Here is a 14,746-nt window from a genome sequence, read left to right as displayed (position 1 = left end):
AGGCGATCCGCACGCCCGATCCTCGCGTCTAGCGGCCGGGTCCGCAGACGACGCGGCGGTGTCAGGCCGAGACCGAGGCCGCGAGATGCTGCGTGACGGTGGAACCGGTGCTCGCCTTGCCCACGGCCAGGCGGGTGGGGATGCGGTCCCGTAGCTCCGCCAGGTGACTCACCACGCCGACGGCTCGGCCCCCATCGCGCAACTCATCCAGCACCCCGAGGACGTCGTCGAGGCTGACTTCGTCGAGGCTGCCGAAGCCCTCGTCGATGAACAGCGTCTCCAACTCGACGCCGCCGACACTCTCGCGAAGCACATCGGCGAGGCCGAGCGCGAGGGCTAGCGAGGCCATGAACGACTCCCCGCCGGAGAGGGTGGTGGGGGCGCGCGTTGTCCCCGACCATTCGTCGCGCACGAGGAGCCCGAGGCCGCTACGGGCCCCGCCGCGGGCCAGCGAATCGTCGTGAATGAGGGCGAACCGGCCGTCGCCCATCCGGGCAAGGCGCTCGTTGGCCAGCTCGACCACGCGTTCGAGCCGAGCCGCGAGGACGAACGTGGACAGCCGCATCCGCAGGGTGTTCTCCGGGGACGTCCCCGCAGCCAGGTCGGCCAGGGCCGCAACGGCGAGGTGCTCCTCCCGGCGCGTCAGGGTCTCGCGCGCGGCCTTGTCGATGCCCGCGAGCAGGCTCAACGCCATCGTCGTGGTGCGTTCGAGTCCGTGACGCATACGGGCCGCCTGCACTGCCCGCTGCTCCGCCGCTTCGGCGAGCTTTGCGAGGCCGGCGACATCCGGCGGATCGGCGGCGAGGGCCGCGATGACCTCGGGCTCCGCCAGGGTCACGTGGGCTGCGGCGCCGCGGCGCTCGTGGTCCTCGATGCGCGCGCTGAGGTCGCTCAGGAGGGACTCACTGCGCCAGGCGGCCATCGCGGCTTCCGCGGTGCTGAACGCGCTGCCCGTCAGGGCCTGTGCCACCGCCGCCTGCGCCCGGCCCATCTCCTCGGCGGCCGTGACGAGCCGCTCCGCCAAGCCGGCGATGGACTCGACCTCGGTGGCCAGTCGGGCGTGCTGCCGCTGCGTCGCCTGGATCACGCTCGTGAGGTGGGTGGCCGCGGCCACCAGTTCGTCGATCGAGGGGTCGTCCGACGATCGTGCACGATCGAGTTCCCCCGCTCCACCGGCTTCGCCTGTCGAGGCTTGACCGCACAAGCACGCCGTCGTATGCCGCGCCACCGCCCCCAGCCCACCCGTCACCGCCTGCTGGACGTCGCGCCGCACCGCCGCGAGAGCGGCAGTCGAGACTTCGAACGCCACGTGCGCGTCGGTCTCGTCCCGGCGGACCTGCTCGATCGTGACCGTGACGTCGTCGTGCTCAGCAGTGAGGCGGAGCAGCTGGACCTCGGCATCACGGGCGGCGGCGAGCGCCAACCGGCTCGACTCCAGCGACTTCTGTAGCTCATCCGCGGACAAATCCGCGCAGCGCAACTCCGCTAACCGTGCGTGCGCCACCTCTCGGCGGGCCGAGAGCGCGCTTGCCTCGGCCTTCGCGTCAGCGAGGGCGGCGGTGGCCATCGTGGCGGCCTTCTTGGCGTCGGCGAGGGCCGTCGGAGACCAACCCCCCGCTGTGGGTGCCGGGGAAGGGTGCACCTCCGAGCCGCACACGGGGCACGGCGCGTCCGGCACGAGACCACCAGCCAATTCGGCGGCCAAGTCGGCCAAGCGAGCCTCGTCCAACGTGAGCACGGCGGCCCGGGCGTCGAGTTCCTGACGCTCCAAGAGCCGAGTGTGCTGGTCAGCGCCACGCAGTTGCTCGTCGAGGACTGCGCACTGAGTGCGCAGTTGGACGGCCGACCGACACCGGTCATGCTCCACCTGACGCGCGGAGGCGGCGCCGGCGAGCGCCGCGCAGTCCGCCAGCGCAGCCTTGATCTTGCGCTGACGCTCGCGAAGCTTCTCCAATCGTTGATTGGCATCGTCGATCGCCGTCTGCGCCGCCGCTTGCGCCCGATTGTGACCCGCCAGCACCGACGCAGCCCCGGCCAACCGGCCCGCAACGCTCGGAAGGTCGGCGAGTTCGGCGGAACCGGCCGACAGCGTGCGCCGCAATTCCTGGCAGGTCGACATCACCGCGCCAGAGGCGCCCGCACCGGCAGTGCCACCACTCGCGAACCAGTCTCTGGCGCGATCGTCGGGCACGGCTCCCGCCAACGCCAAGGCGGCATCCGCGAACTGTGCTTGGAGGTCCCGGTGCGCGGTCTCGGCGCGCTGAGCGGCCAGAATCTCGCCCCGCACGTCGCCCGCCTTCAGCGCCGCGTCCCGCTCCCGACGGAGGGTCTCGACCGACGCCCCAGCGTCCTCGACCGCCGCGGCCTCCACCCGCGCCCGAAGGCCCCGCTCCCGTGACCGCTGGAGCTGCGCCGCCGCAGCAACGGCGTCCCGGGCGGACTCAGAGGCCGTCCGGGCGCGCTCTTGTTCGTTGACCGCTGCCGTCTGCGCCCGATCCAGCCACGACCGCAGGGCCGGGACGCCGCCCGCCCACACCGCCGGATCCTGGGCGGGGTCCGTAGGCCACGGTGGCGGCTCGTCCGCCATCGCGGCCGGGATGGGCGGCTGCCCGACGAGGAGATCGCCCAGCGCCCGCACGCCGAAGGCCAACTCCTGCTCGGCCGTTGCCAGGCGGCCGGCGCTGGCGCGTCGCTGGTCGGCAAGCCATGTCTCCACATCCTCGAAGGCCGTCACATCGAAGAGCGCCGTCAGCAACGCATGCCGGTCGCGCGCGTCGGCGCGCAGGAAGGTGGCGAACCCACCCTGAGGCAGCAGCGCGATGCGCTGGAACTGGGCGAGCCCCATCCCAATCACGTCGTTGATGACGTCCGCGGCCTCGTCCAGCCGCGTGGAGCGGGCCTCCCACCGGCCGGATCGCAATTCGTGGACCACCACACTCGCGGGCGTTCGCCTCGTGCCCGAGCCACGGAGCTTCGGCCGGACTTGCTCCGGAAGGCGCACGATGCGCAAACGGCGACCGGACGCAGTGAACTCCAACTCCACGCTCGTGGCGCGGTCGGGAGGCGACAAGTCGCAGCGGACTCCACGGTGCGATCGAGAACCAGGCACGTCGGCGAAGAGCGCGAAGCACAAGGCATCGAGCACGCTGGTCTTGCCCGCCCCCGTCGGTCCGTGGACCAGGAACAGCCCCTGCGCACCCAATTCGTCGAAGTCGACCGTATGGGTGTCGGCGAACGGCCCGAAGGCCGTCATCGTCAGGCGATGCACCCTCATGCGCTCACGCCCGTCGGCAGCTCCCGGACCGCGCCCTCGTCCTCCCGCACCGCGCGCGCCGACCGAGAGCGCTCCAGAGCCGTGCGCAACAGGCGCCGCTCGCCGTCATCCGCGCCCGCCCCACCTCGGACGTGCTCGACGAAGTCACAGCAGATGTCGAGCTCGGCGCGTCCACGCACCCGCGACGCATAGCTGCGCTTGATCGGGAGAACGCCCTCGGGCTCGAACGCCAACTCGATCGTGTGCGGGAAGCGCGAGCGCAACCGCTCCATGGCTCCCAGCGGCCGCACCGCATCGGTGAGCACGACGGAGCACCACGCCTCCTGCGCATCAGCGAAGCGTGCGTCACCGAGCAGGTCGTCAATCCGCCCCCGCAGCAGCCGCAGCGCGCGCTGGACCGGGACCGGAATGCGCTCCACCCGCGGCGCCGAGCCGGCCTCGATCTCGACCACCGACCAACTCTTGGTATGCCGTGCCTCCCCGAACGACATCGCCACGGGCGAGCCGCTGTAATGGACCACCTCCCCAAGGCGCTGAGCGCCGTGGAGGTGACCGAGCGCGGCATACGTCGCCGGGGCGAAGGTGGCGGCGGGCACGGCGGACAACCCCCCGGTGCTGATGTCACGCTCCGACGCGCACGAATCGCCGCCCGTCACGACCGCATGGGCCATCACGACCAACGGCGCCCCGGAGTCTGCGGCGCGAATCCGGTCCATCGCCGCGCCGAGCACGGCGGCGTGCGTGCGCTCCGAGGCACCGAGGGCATCCGCCGTCACGATCGGATCGAGATAGGGGATCGGGGCCACGTCCACGTCACCGATCCGGATCAGGCGCCCCACGTCGGCGATCCCACTGGCGATGTGCACCCCAGCCCGCCGGAGCAGCCCCGCCGCGAAGCCCAGCCGGGTGGCCGAGTCGTGGTTGCCGGAACTGAGCACGACCTGGGTTCCGGAGTCGACCAGGCGCTCCAAGGTCTCGGACAGCAACGCGACCGCGTCCGGGGCGGGCACGGCGCGGTCATAGATATCCCCGGAAACCAGCACCGCGTCGACCCGCTCCGACGCGACCACGGAGACCAAATGATCCAACGCACGCTCCTGCACCCCGAGCATCCCGACGTTCTTGAACGTCCGGCCCAGGTGCCAGTCGGAGGTGTGGATCAACCGCATACCGGCAATCTAGGAGAGCCCACCGACAGCCCCCCGGATCTCGCTCGGTGCGCCGTCAACCCACCTGGTGAGCCATATCTGGCACCAACGGCCAGAGCTGTGGTTGGGTGTGCGCGTGGGAGCAGAAGTCGAGGCCAAGAGTTATACGCGCGAAGAGCGTCAGCGCTATCGCGAGAAGGTCCGTCAGGACCTCGATGTGTTCGAGCGCATGCTGGCCAATAGCAACTTCGAGTTCGAGCGACCCATGACGGGGATGGAGATCGAGCTCAACCTGGTCGACGACGACTACCAGCCGAAGTTCGCCAACACCGAGGTGCTCGAGGCGATCGCCGATGCCGACTTCCAGACGGAGTTGGCGAAATACAACATCGAGATGAACGTCAAGCCACGGCCCCTGCCCGGCGTCGCGGCCATCGACCTCGAAGCAGATCTGCGCCAGGCCCTCAACAACGCGGAGGCCAAGGCCAACCAGGCCGGCGCCAAGATTGTCCAGATCGGCATTCTCCCCACGATCATGCCGGAGCATTTCGAGGGGGAGTGGATCACTCCCAACAATCGGTATGCCGCGCTGAACGACTCCATCTTCTTCGCCCGCGGCGAGGACATCTACCTCGACATCGACGGACCCGGCGGGGAGCGAATCTCGACCTATAGCGACACCATCGCGCCGGAGTCGGCGTGCACGTCGGTGCAATTGCACCTACAGGTGACGCCGCAGGACTTCGCCGCCCATTGGAACGCCGCCCAGGCCATCGTCGGCCCGCAACTTGCGCTCGCCGCCAACTCCCCCTTCTTCTTCGGCAAGCGACTGCATGCCGAGACGCGGATCGAATTGTTCAAGCAGGCCACCGACACTCGGGCGATCGAACTGAAGAACCAGGGCGTCCGGCCGCGCGTCTTCTTCGGCGAGCGCTGGATCACCTCGATCTTCGATCTGTTCGAGGAGAATGTCCGCTACTTCCCCTCGCTGCTCGCCGAATGCACCGACGAGGACCCGTCGGCGATGCTGGAGCGAGGCGAGGCACCGCACCTGCCCGAACTCCGCCTGCACAATGGCACCATCTATCGCTGGAACCGGCCGATCTATGACGTGGTCGGCGGCAAGCCCCATCTGCGCGTCGAGAACCGCGTCTTGCCGGCCGGACCGAGCATCCTCGACGTGATGGCCAATGCCGCCTTCTATTACGGGGTCGTCCGCGTTCTCGCCGCCGAGGACCGGCCGATCTGGACGAAGATGAGTTTCGCCGCGGCCGAGGACAATTTCAATCGCTGCGCCCGCGACGGCATCGAGGCCCGGGTCTATTGGCCCGGCTACGGCGAGGTCGGCGCGGACGAACTCGTGCTCCGGCACCTGCTGCCGCTGGCATACCAAGGCTTGACCGACTGGGGCGTCGCGGCGAGCGTCCGCGACCGCTATCTGGCGGTCATCGAGGGACGCTGCAAGAGCGGCGTCAACGGGGCGGTCTGGCAGAGCCGGCGCGTCCGCGACCTCGAAGAGGCCGGCGCCGACCGGCCGACCGCCTTGAAGCGCATGCTGGCCGAGTACACCGCGAATATGCACACCAACGAGCCGGTCCACACCTGGCCCTTGTGACCGCGACGGGCTAGCGACGGGGCCGGAGGCGGTGGCGGGCTACTGCGGCAACGCCGGAAGGCGGTTCCACGTGCGGATGGCGGGCGTCTCCCGATAGAACTGCAGAACGCTGACCGAGCCCGCGTCCAGCAGGAGTTGCTCGGCGAAGCGCACTTCGGTGCGCACGAAGACCGTCGTCAGGATGCGCAACGCGTGACCGTGGCCGACCAGCACCACATCCCCGTGCGCGAGCGCCGGCAGGACCCGCTGCAGCACTCGGGACGCGCGCGCCGCCACCTCCTCGACGGTCTCGCCCGGGGTGTCCCCAGGGACGACGCCGTCGTTGAACACCGACCAGGGATGACCGAGACGGGACCGGATCTCGGCAGTCGTCAATCCCTCATACGCCCCGTAATCCCACTCGAGCAGATTGTCGTCGACCTGCGGGCTCAGCCCGGCAAGTTCGGCCGTATGCCGCGCGCGTTGCAGGGGCGAGACCAACTGCAGCGCGAAGGTGTGGCCGGTCAGCAGCGACCCGGCCGCCCGGGCGAGTTCCTCGCCGCGCGCCGTGAGCGGCAGGTCCGTCCGACCGGTGTGCTGACCGGACTTCGACCACTCGGTCTCGCCATGGCGCAGCAAGACAAGTTGGCCGGCCGGAGGGGCAGGAACGGACGGGCTGTCAGTCATGCCCCTCAGCGTAGGGTGCGCGCATGGCGACGATGACGGACGACGGCACCGGTTCTGGGCACCGCAGCATTTCGTTGGAGCGACTGGCGCACGCCAGATTCCGCGCGACCAATGCTCGCGGGGGGACCCTCGATTTCGGCACCGGCGAGGACACCGACTTCACCCCGGTCGAGTTGTTGCTGGTGGCGATCGCCGGCTGCAGCGCCATCGACGTGGACTTCATCACAGGTAAACGTGCCGAGCCGGCCGAGTTCTCGGTGACGGCGACCGGCGAGAAGGTCCGCGATGCGGACGGCAATCACCTTGACGACATCCGGGTGACGTTCTCGCTGAGCTTTCCGTCGGGAGAGGCCGGTGACCAGGCCCGGGACGTCCTGCCGAAGGCGATCCAGATGTCGCACGATCGCCTCTGCACCGTCTCCCGGACGGTGCAGCGCGGCACTCCGGTGACCATGCTCATCTAAGCGTCGGCGGGTGCGCTTGAATGTGCGCCATGTCCTTCGTTCCGGATGCCGTCCTCAGCCGACTCGCGCCCGTCCTCGAACCACTCGATCCGTTCCGGCGCGAGGAGTTCCAGCTCCGGATCGATCGTTGGTGGCCTGACGTCCTCGGTGGCGTCAAACGGTTGTATGCCGCTTCCCACGATCCAGAGGAGATCGCGGGAGGGCTTCTGGAAGCGGCCGCTCGGGCGTATGCCGAGCGGGACCCCGAGTTGTTGGCTCTCGACCGTGGCCGCTTGCTGACACCCGACTGGTTGCAGCAGCCGGACCGGGTCGGCTATGCGTGTTATGCCGACCGCTTCGCCCAGAATCTGCGCGGGGTCGGGCGGCATGCCGACTATCTCGCCGAACTCGGGGTGACTTATCTGCACCTGATGCCGTTGCTGCGCCCGCGCGATGGCGACAACGACGGTGGCTACGCGGTGGCGGACTACCGCCAGGTTCGTCCCGACCTCGGCTCGATCGGGGACCTGCGGGACCTCGCCACGGTGCTGCGGCGTCGCGGCATCTCCCTGGTGATGGATCTTGTGCTCAACCACGTCGCGCGGGAGCACGAATGGGCGACGCGGGCCAAGGCGGGGGAGAGCCGCTACCGCGACTACTTCTACATCTATCCCGACCGCACCGAGCCGGACGCCTTCGAGGCGACCTTGCCTGAGGTTTTCCCGGACTTCGCCCCCGGCAATTTCACGTGGGACGAGGACGTGTCCGGGTGGGTGTGGACGACCTTCAATTCCTGGCAGTGGGATGTCAACTGGGCCAACCCGCAGGTGCTGGCCGAGTACGCCGACATCATCTTGTTCCTCAGCAATCTCGGCGTCGAGGTGTTGCGTCTCGACGCGATCGCCTTCACCTGGAAGCGTCTCGGCACCAACTGCCAGAACCAACCCGAGGTGCACGATCTGACCCAGGTCTTGCGCGCGATCACCCGCATCGCCGCCCCGGCAGTGGCCTTCAAGGCGGAGGCGATCGTCGGGCCGCAGGACCTGATCCAGTACCTCGGCACTGGCACCCATGTCGGCAAGGTCAGCGACTTGGCCTATCACAACTCGCTCATGGTGCAGGCGTGGTCAATGCTGGCCGCCGGCGACACGGTGCTCACCCGGCGCGCAATGCGCGCCCTGCCGCCCGCGCCGACCGGGGGCACGTGGATCACCTATGTCCGCTGCCACGACGACATCGGCTGGGCAATCGACGACCGCGACGCGGCCGCCGTCGGTCTCAACGGGTTCTGGCACCGCCGCTTCCTGGCGGATTGGTATGCCGGTGATGTCGCCGGATCCTGGGCTCGCGGCCTGGTCTTCCAATTCAATGAGGAGACCGGAGACAAACGCACGTCCGGTATGACCGCGTCCCTCGTCGGTCTGGAGGCCGCCGAATCGCAGGGGGAGAAGGACACCGCCTTGGCGCGCATCTTCTTGCTGCACGCGATCTCGTTCGGCTGGGGCGGCATACCCGTTATCTGGTCGGGCGACGAACTCGCCATGCTCGACGACGCGAATTGGGCCCGGGAGCCCGGTCATGCGGGCGACAACCGGTGGGCGCACCGGCCACGGCTCGACTGGACGTTGGCCCGGCAGCGCTCGGATCTGCGCACGGAAACGGGCAAGGTGTTCGCCGGGCTCAGCCACCTGGCGGCCGTGCGGCGGACCTTGCCGCAGTTGCACGCCTCCGCTGATCCGGAGGTCCTCGACGAGGGAATCGACCGTGGGATCTTCGCCGTCGCCCGGCGGCACGCCAGCGGCCCGATGCTCGGGCTCTACAACGTGACGCAGGACTGGCGACCGGTGCCGTGGTCGATCTTCGAGGAGATGGCCTTCACCACGCCCGTCAACGCCTTGGGCAACCGGCACTCGATCACCTCGGGCGACGACGGCTACGTGTGGATCGCCCCCCTGAGTGCGTGGTGGGTCGTCGAAGCCTAACCGGCCGTCACGAAGACGAGGGTCGGCAGGTGGGTGGGTCGGCTCGCCTCGGCGGTGACCACGACGGTGGTGATGGCGGCTGGGGTGGCGCTCATATCTTCTCCTGGTGCGATGCCGGGTCCCGGACGATCCGGAAACCTTGTGTGCGGGAACACGACTGAGACTCCTCTCGGTCCATGTGTGTCTGCTGTGCGTCGACTGGAACGGGGCCATGAATTCACGGCCGCGCGGCAAACGTGCTAGACCTTGGGCATGGCCGAAACCGCATTCAAGTCCACTCCCGTCCACACCTCCGGTGACCTGCCCGCAGCCGGCTCGGCAGCCCCCGCCTTCACCCTCACCGGGGCAGATCTCGCCGACGTCAGCTCCGGTGACTACACCGGGCGCCGGGTGATCCTCAACATCTTCCCCAGCGTCGACACCGGCGTGTGCGCCACGAGCGTCCGGAAGTTCAACGAGGTCGCGGCCGGACTCGACAACGCCACGGTGGTGTGCGCGTCCGCCGATCTGCCGTTCGCCCTCGGCCGCTTCTGCGGCGCGGAGGGCATCGAGAACGTCGTGGTCGGCTCCAGCTTCCGCAGCGACTTCGGCGCCGACTATGGCGTCACGATGACGGACGGCCCGTTGCGCGGCCTGCTCGCCCGCTCCGTCGTCGTCCTGGACACCGACGGCTCCGTCCTGCACAGCCAACTCGTCCCGGAGATCACCACCGAGCCCGACTACGACGCCGCCGTCGCCGCCCTGGGCTGAGCCGGGCCACTCGCGTAGGAGCAGATACCCCCCGCCCCCGCGGACGCAATAACCCCCGGCGCGCGTCCTTCCCGGACGCAATAACCTGCCGCGGACGCAATAAATTTTGCGTCCGCGGCAGGTTATTGCGTCCGGGAAGGGGTGGGTGGTGGTAGCGGCCCAACCCAGGAGCGTCAGGACCCGGCGCGGCCAAGAAGAACAGCGACTTCGCTATGGTCGGTCTGCGGGAACATGTCGAACAGCCGCGCCTCGCGGACCGTCCACCGCGATAAGGCCGCAAGGTCTCGCGCCAAGGTCTGCGGATTGCAGCTCGAATAAATCATCGTCTGGGCGGGGCAGTCGTCTAGCCAGCGCACCAGGTCGGCATCCAGGCCACGCCTCGGCGGGTTGACGACGACGACACCGGGCGGCCCCGGGAGCGTGTCGGCGCTCGCCCCGGCATCCTCGACGCGGAATACGGCCTGTCCCTCATCCAGCCCGAGATCCGCCGCGGAGCGCTGCGCCGCGGCAATGGCGCTGGGGGACAGCTCAATTCCGGCAACCCGCCGACCCTCGTATGCCGCGTGCAACGCGAATCCACCGACCCCGCAGTAGATGTCCCATACCGTCCCAGGCTCGGCGTCGGCGATCCAGGACGTCGCCTGGGCGTAGAGCCCCTGCGCCACCACCGTGTTCGTTTGGAAGAACCCACCCGGCTGGAGGTACAACGGGACCGGGCCGAGCGGCATACGCAAAGAATCGTTGGGGGAGAGGATGATTTCGCGCTCACCCTCCAGGATTGCCTTGTGTTCCGGTTGGATGTTGACAGAGACCACGTCCGCGCCGGGCACCGAGTCCAGCAGCAGCCCGAGGCGATTGCGAATCAGGGCGAGTTGGGCGGTGCTGCGCAGAACGAAGCGGATCATGAGCGCACCGCCCGGGGCCGCGGTGACCAGCACGTGCTTGAGTTCACCGCGGCGCTCGGGCACGGCATACGGGATGAGGCCGATGTCGTCGATAAAGCCCGCCAGCGGCAGCAGCGCGGCCACGATCGCCGCCTCGTGCAGTCCGCATTCCCGCAGGTCCACCCCGCGCCCGGGGGGATCGAGGATGCCCAGCGTCACCGCACCGGTCGTGCCGCCAGCCACGAGCTTCGCCTTGTTGCGGAAGCCGCTCTCGGGGCCGACGAAGGGAACCCGCCATGCATCTGCGGGCACGACCGCCGACAAGAGGTCACGCACCCGCCGATCCTTGGCGACCACTTGCTCGGGATAGGGGACCTCGAGATGGGTGCAGGAGCGGCATACTCCCGCGCGGTAGTAGTCGCAGCGCATCGATCGGTCCTCCCTCCTGGCTAGGCTGATCGTATGGCGCGCTACCTCGACGTCCACCCGCACGACCCGCAGCCGCGCTCGATCCGGCAGACGGTCGAGACCCTGCGCTCCGGGGGTCTGATCGCCTACCCGACGGACTCCGGCTACGCACTCGGCGCCGCCCTCGGCAACCAGGAGGCGAAAGATCGCATCCGAGATCTGCGCCGCCACGACGACAAACACCACTACACCCTGGTATGCCGCGACTTCGCTCAGCTCGGGCAGTTCGTCCTGCTCGACAACGACGCGTTCCGTGCGATCAAGGGCGTGACCCCGGGGCCGTATACGTTCATCCTCAAGGGCACCCGCGAGGTGCCGCGCCGCCTGCTGCATCCGAAGAAGAAGACTGTGGGAGTTCGGATTCCGGACAACCGCGTCGTGCAGGCGTTGCTCGCCGAGCTGGGGGAGCCGATGCTGTCAAGCACGCTGATCCTCCCCGGCGAGAGCGAACCCATGACCGAGGGCTGGCTGGTGAAGGAGGAACTCGACCACCAGGTCGATGTCGTCCTCGACTCGGGAGAGTGCGGCAGTGAGCCGACGACGGTGATCGACTACTCCGAGGATCTGCCGGTCGTCGTGCGCATCGGTGCCGGCGATCCCAGCCGGTTCGAGTCCTAGGAGGCGATCGTGGAGTCCGATCAGCACGCGACTGGCGCACCCCCGCGGCGCATCGTGCAGCGCGGCCTGTGGTTCGAGGAGTTCGAGGTAGGCGTGGTCTATGACCATCGCCCCGGCCGCACGGTGACCGAGGCCGACAATGTGCTGTTCACCACCCTGACGATGAATACGCAACCGCTGCATCTGGACGCCGCCGAGAGTGAGTCACAGCCGCCATTCCACGCGCGGCTCGTCAATTCGATGTTCACCCTGTCGACCTTGGTGGGGCTGTCGGTTGCGCAGTTGACCCAGGGCACGATCGTGGCCAATCTCGGGTTCTCGGCCATCGCCTTCCCCAAACCCGTCTTCCACGGGGACACCTTGTATGCCGAGACTCTCGTCGCGGACAAACGCGCCTCGTCCTCGCGGCCGGGGGAGGGGATCGTCACCTTGGCGCACACGGCGCGCAACCAACACGGCGATGTCGTTGCCACGGCCACGCGCCAGACGCTCGTCCGCCTGCGTCCCGCCGAGGGCGCGGACCCGGGGCCGCGCTCGCCGGGGCGGCGGTCGTGACGTCTGCTCTGACCGTCGGGCCGGCCTGGCTCTTCTGCCCGGCGGACCATCCGGAGCGGTATGCCAAGGCGCTGGAGCGCTCGGATCTGGTGCTGCTGGATCTAGAGGATGCCGTCGCGCCCTCGGCCAAAGCGGCGGCCCGAGAAGCCGTGCGCCACTTGGACCTCGACTGGTCGCGAACGATCGTGCGGATCAATGCCGCCGACACCGACGAGCACGCCGCGGACCTGGCCCTCGTGACGGAGATCGGGTGCCCTCGGGTCATGCTCGCCAAAGCCGAGACCCCGGAGTCGGTGGGTCGGATGCCGGTCGAGGTGGTCGTCCTGGTTGAGTCGCCACTGGGCGTCGTGCGCGCCCGCGAGCTAGTGGCTGAAGCCAATGTCATCGGGGCCATGTGGGGAGCCGAGGATCTCATCGCGGCGATGGGTGGCACGTCCAGCCGCTTTGCCGACGGCAGCTACCGGGACGTCGCGCGGCACTCCCGCTCCGAGGTGCTGCTGGCCGCAAAGGCGATGCGCCGATTGGCGATCGACTCCGTGGTTCTCGACATCGCCGATGCCGAGGGGCTTGCGGGGGAGTGCAGTGACGCGGTGGCGGTCGGGTTCGATGCCAAGGCCGCCATCCACCCAAGCCAGGTGTCGGTGATCCGCGATGCGTTCCGTACGGCGCCGGACGAGGTCGCCTGGGCGCGGGCAGTGTTGGCTGCGGCGAAGGAACACGACGGCGGCGTTTTCACCCACGCCGGTCGGATGGTGGATGGTCCCGTTCTGAAGCACGCCGCAGCCTTGGTGCGACGCACAACGTCCTGATCGACAAAGTCCTGACGCCGCGAGCCGGGCCGATCCGGGCGACTAGATCACCAAGCCAAGGGCAACCACCACCGGTAGTGACACCAGTGAGGCGATGGTTGTCACCGTCGTCAGCGACTTGAGGGCGCCGGTCGTGGACAGACCCAGCAACGACTTGAACATCCAGAAGAAGTTGCTGTTGACGTGCAACGCAAACAACGCTCCCGAGGCGATGGCCAGACCGATCGCGATTGGGTTGACCGCAATCGAGGGAAGAACCGGGCCGATGATGCCGCCGGCGGTGATCGCGGCCACAGAGACCGAACCAATGGCAATGTGCAGGATCGCGGCCACGACCCATGCCAACAGGATGCTCACGATGATCGGTGCGCCGGCGTCCGCCGTGAACAGCCCGGCCAGTTGGTCGTCCAACCCCGTCGCCTTTATGACCTGGCCCAGGGACCCACCGATGCCCGTGATGAGCAGGATCTCGCCGGTGGTATGGAAGCCCTCCGACAACGCCTCCGAAGTCCCGCTTTCGCGCAGGTAGCGCCGTGCGAGCAGAAATGCTCCGAGCAGGCCGACGAATAGCGCAACGGTGGCGTTGCCCAGGAAGTCGATGAACGGATTAGTCATGTCCAGGACCTCGGCGAAAGCGCCAAAGGCGATCATCACCAACGGAACCAGGATCGGCAGGAGGGCGATCCCGAGTGGCGGGCTCGGCTTGCTGGGGCTTTCCCCGGATGCGGTGACGGACTGCACGTCGCCGCCCGCTGCCAGGGTGTGGGCCTCGATCTCGGCGACGGCCTCGTCATACTCCTCGTCACGCTCCGCGGACCACCAGCCGAAGCGCAGCAGCACACCAAAGATCATCGTTGTGAGGATGGCCGTGAGGGGGCCCAGGACCACGCCATACATCAGCCAGCTGCCGAGTTTGATGTCGAGCAGCGCGCAGATCGAGATGGCCGCCAGCCCGGGGATCATGAACACATAGCCTGCGAAGATGCCGGCGCCGATGCCGCCGGCGAGATGGGGCAAACCGCGGGCACCGATAAAGGGAGCGGCCGAGCGCGCGACCGGGGCGGCCAAGACCACCTGCACATCGACATAGATCGACGGAAAGATGGTCGACATGGCCGTCGTCATGGCATAGGGCATCCGCTTGGCGCCAAAGGTGTTGATGAGGGTCCCGACGAGTTTTCGAAAAGTTCCCATGGCGTGCAACAAGGAGCCGATCAACACGCCGAAGCCGATCAGCAAACCGACCTTCGCCATGATCTCGCCGAAGCCGCCCGTGATCGCCTCCACCGTCTTCTCGAATCCGACGCCAGAGGCGAGTCCGAGATACAGGGAGCCGATGATCAGCGAGATGACCGGGTCGACCTTGAATCGAATGATCAGTGCGACGATCGCAATGATGGCGATTGCCGTATGCAGCGCGACCACGTTGTGCCCCTCTCACCAGCGTCGACATTGACACGATCACCGTATCGGCAGCGACCGACAGCGGGCGATCTACCGCCTGAGGTGGCACGTGCCCCTCGTGACTCCTGCC

The 14,746-nt window shown here is 68.3% G+C and carries 12 protein-coding genes; 7 read left to right on the top strand and 5 right to left on the bottom strand.

Annotated features, from left to right (window positions below; all coding sequences use genetic code 11):
• Positions 1-61 precede the first annotated feature (61 nt).
• Together BN13_RS01055 and BN13_RS01050 are read right to left on the bottom strand one after the other, a co-directional pair.
• Positions 62-3,274, bottom strand: coding sequence for an AAA family ATPase (locus BN13_RS01055; RefSeq protein ID WP_084733485.1), 3,213 nt, complete (start codon positions 3,272-3,274; stop codon positions 62-64).
• Complete coding sequence (locus BN13_RS01050; protein ID WP_048543711.1) at positions 3,271-4,443, bottom strand: exonuclease SbcCD subunit D; 1,173 nt, start codon at positions 4,441-4,443, stop codon at positions 3,271-3,273. The genes BN13_RS01055 and BN13_RS01050 overlap by 4 nt, the downstream gene beginning before the upstream one ends.
• Before the next feature lie 115 nt (positions 4,444-4,558).
• Between BN13_RS01050 and BN13_RS01045 the strand changes: the two genes are divergently transcribed.
• Positions 4,559-6,037: a glutamate--cysteine ligase family protein gene (locus BN13_RS01045; RefSeq protein ID WP_157038367.1), complete on the top strand. Its 1,479-nt coding sequence runs from the start codon at positions 4,559-4,561 to the stop codon at positions 6,035-6,037.
• 39 nt (positions 6,038-6,076) lie between these two features.
• On the opposite strand, the gene BN13_RS01040 is transcribed toward BN13_RS01045, so the two are convergent.
• Positions 6,077-6,703 (bottom strand): histidine phosphatase family protein, encoded by a 627-nt coding sequence (locus BN13_RS01040; RefSeq protein WP_048543709.1) that lies wholly within the window; start codon positions 6,701-6,703, stop codon positions 6,077-6,079.
• 23 nt (positions 6,704-6,726) lie between these two features.
• On the opposite strand from BN13_RS01040, the gene BN13_RS01035 reads away from it, so the two are divergent.
• The 3 genes from BN13_RS01035 (at position 6,727) to tpx (ending at position 9,878) form a co-directional block, all read left to right on the top strand.
• On the top strand, positions 6,727-7,167 hold the full coding sequence (locus tag BN13_RS01035) for an OsmC family protein (RefSeq protein WP_407667831.1): 441 nt from the start codon (positions 6,727-6,729) through the stop codon (positions 7,165-7,167).
• Positions 7,168-7,196: 29 nt separating this feature from the next.
• The gene (locus BN13_RS01030) at positions 7,197-9,128 is read left to right on the top strand and encodes an alpha-amylase family protein (protein WP_048543708.1); all 1,932 of its coding nucleotides are present in this window, start codon (positions 7,197-7,199) and stop codon (positions 9,126-9,128) included.
• A 252-nt stretch (positions 9,129-9,380) separates the two neighbouring features.
• A complete protein-coding gene (gene tpx / locus BN13_RS01025) occupies positions 9,381-9,878 on the top strand; it encodes a thiol peroxidase (RefSeq protein WP_048543707.1) in 498 nt (165 codons plus the stop codon).
• A gap of 173 nt (positions 9,879-10,051) precedes the next feature.
• On the opposite strand, the gene BN13_RS01020 is transcribed toward tpx, so the two are convergent.
• A complete protein-coding gene (locus tag BN13_RS01020; protein ID WP_048543704.1) occupies positions 10,052-11,191 on the bottom strand; it encodes a class I SAM-dependent methyltransferase in 1,140 nt (379 codons plus the stop codon).
• A 33-nt stretch (positions 11,192-11,224) separates the two neighbouring features.
• On the opposite strand from BN13_RS01020, the gene BN13_RS01015 reads away from it, so the two are divergent.
• Genes BN13_RS01015 through BN13_RS01005 form a run of 3 tightly spaced genes read left to right on the top strand, consistent with a single transcriptional unit; the run spans position 11,225 to position 13,212 of the window.
• Positions 11,225-11,848 carry an L-threonylcarbamoyladenylate synthase gene (locus BN13_RS01015; RefSeq protein WP_048543703.1) on the top strand — a complete coding sequence of 208 codons (624 nt, stop codon included), beginning with the start codon at positions 11,225-11,227 and terminating at the stop codon, positions 11,846-11,848.
• 9 nt (positions 11,849-11,857) lie between these two features.
• Complete coding sequence (locus tag BN13_RS01010; RefSeq protein ID WP_048543701.1) at positions 11,858-12,403, top strand: MaoC family dehydratase; 546 nt, start codon at positions 11,858-11,860, stop codon at positions 12,401-12,403.
• Entirely contained in the window at positions 12,400-13,212 is an 813-nt protein-coding gene (locus tag BN13_RS01005; protein WP_048543698.1) for an HpcH/HpaI aldolase/citrate lyase family protein, read from the top strand. Before BN13_RS01010 ends, BN13_RS01005 begins: the two co-directional genes overlap by 4 nt.
• 42 nt (positions 13,213-13,254) lie before the next feature.
• Here BN13_RS01005 and BN13_RS01000 read toward each other — a convergent pair whose 3' ends face one another.
• Positions 13,255-14,637 carry a GntP family permease gene (locus BN13_RS01000; protein WP_048543695.1) on the bottom strand — a complete coding sequence of 461 codons (1,383 nt, stop codon included), beginning with the start codon at positions 14,635-14,637 and terminating at the stop codon, positions 13,255-13,257.
• Positions 14,638-14,746: the final 109 nt, after the last annotated feature.

The organism is Nostocoides jenkinsii Ben 74, assembly GCF_001046875.1.
Classification (GTDB): Bacteria; Actinomycetota; Actinomycetes; order Actinomycetales; family Dermatophilaceae; genus Nostocoides_A; species Nostocoides_A jenkinsii.
The sequence above is the reverse complement of the archived record's forward strand: the minus strand, read 5'-3'. Positions and strand labels throughout refer to the sequence as shown.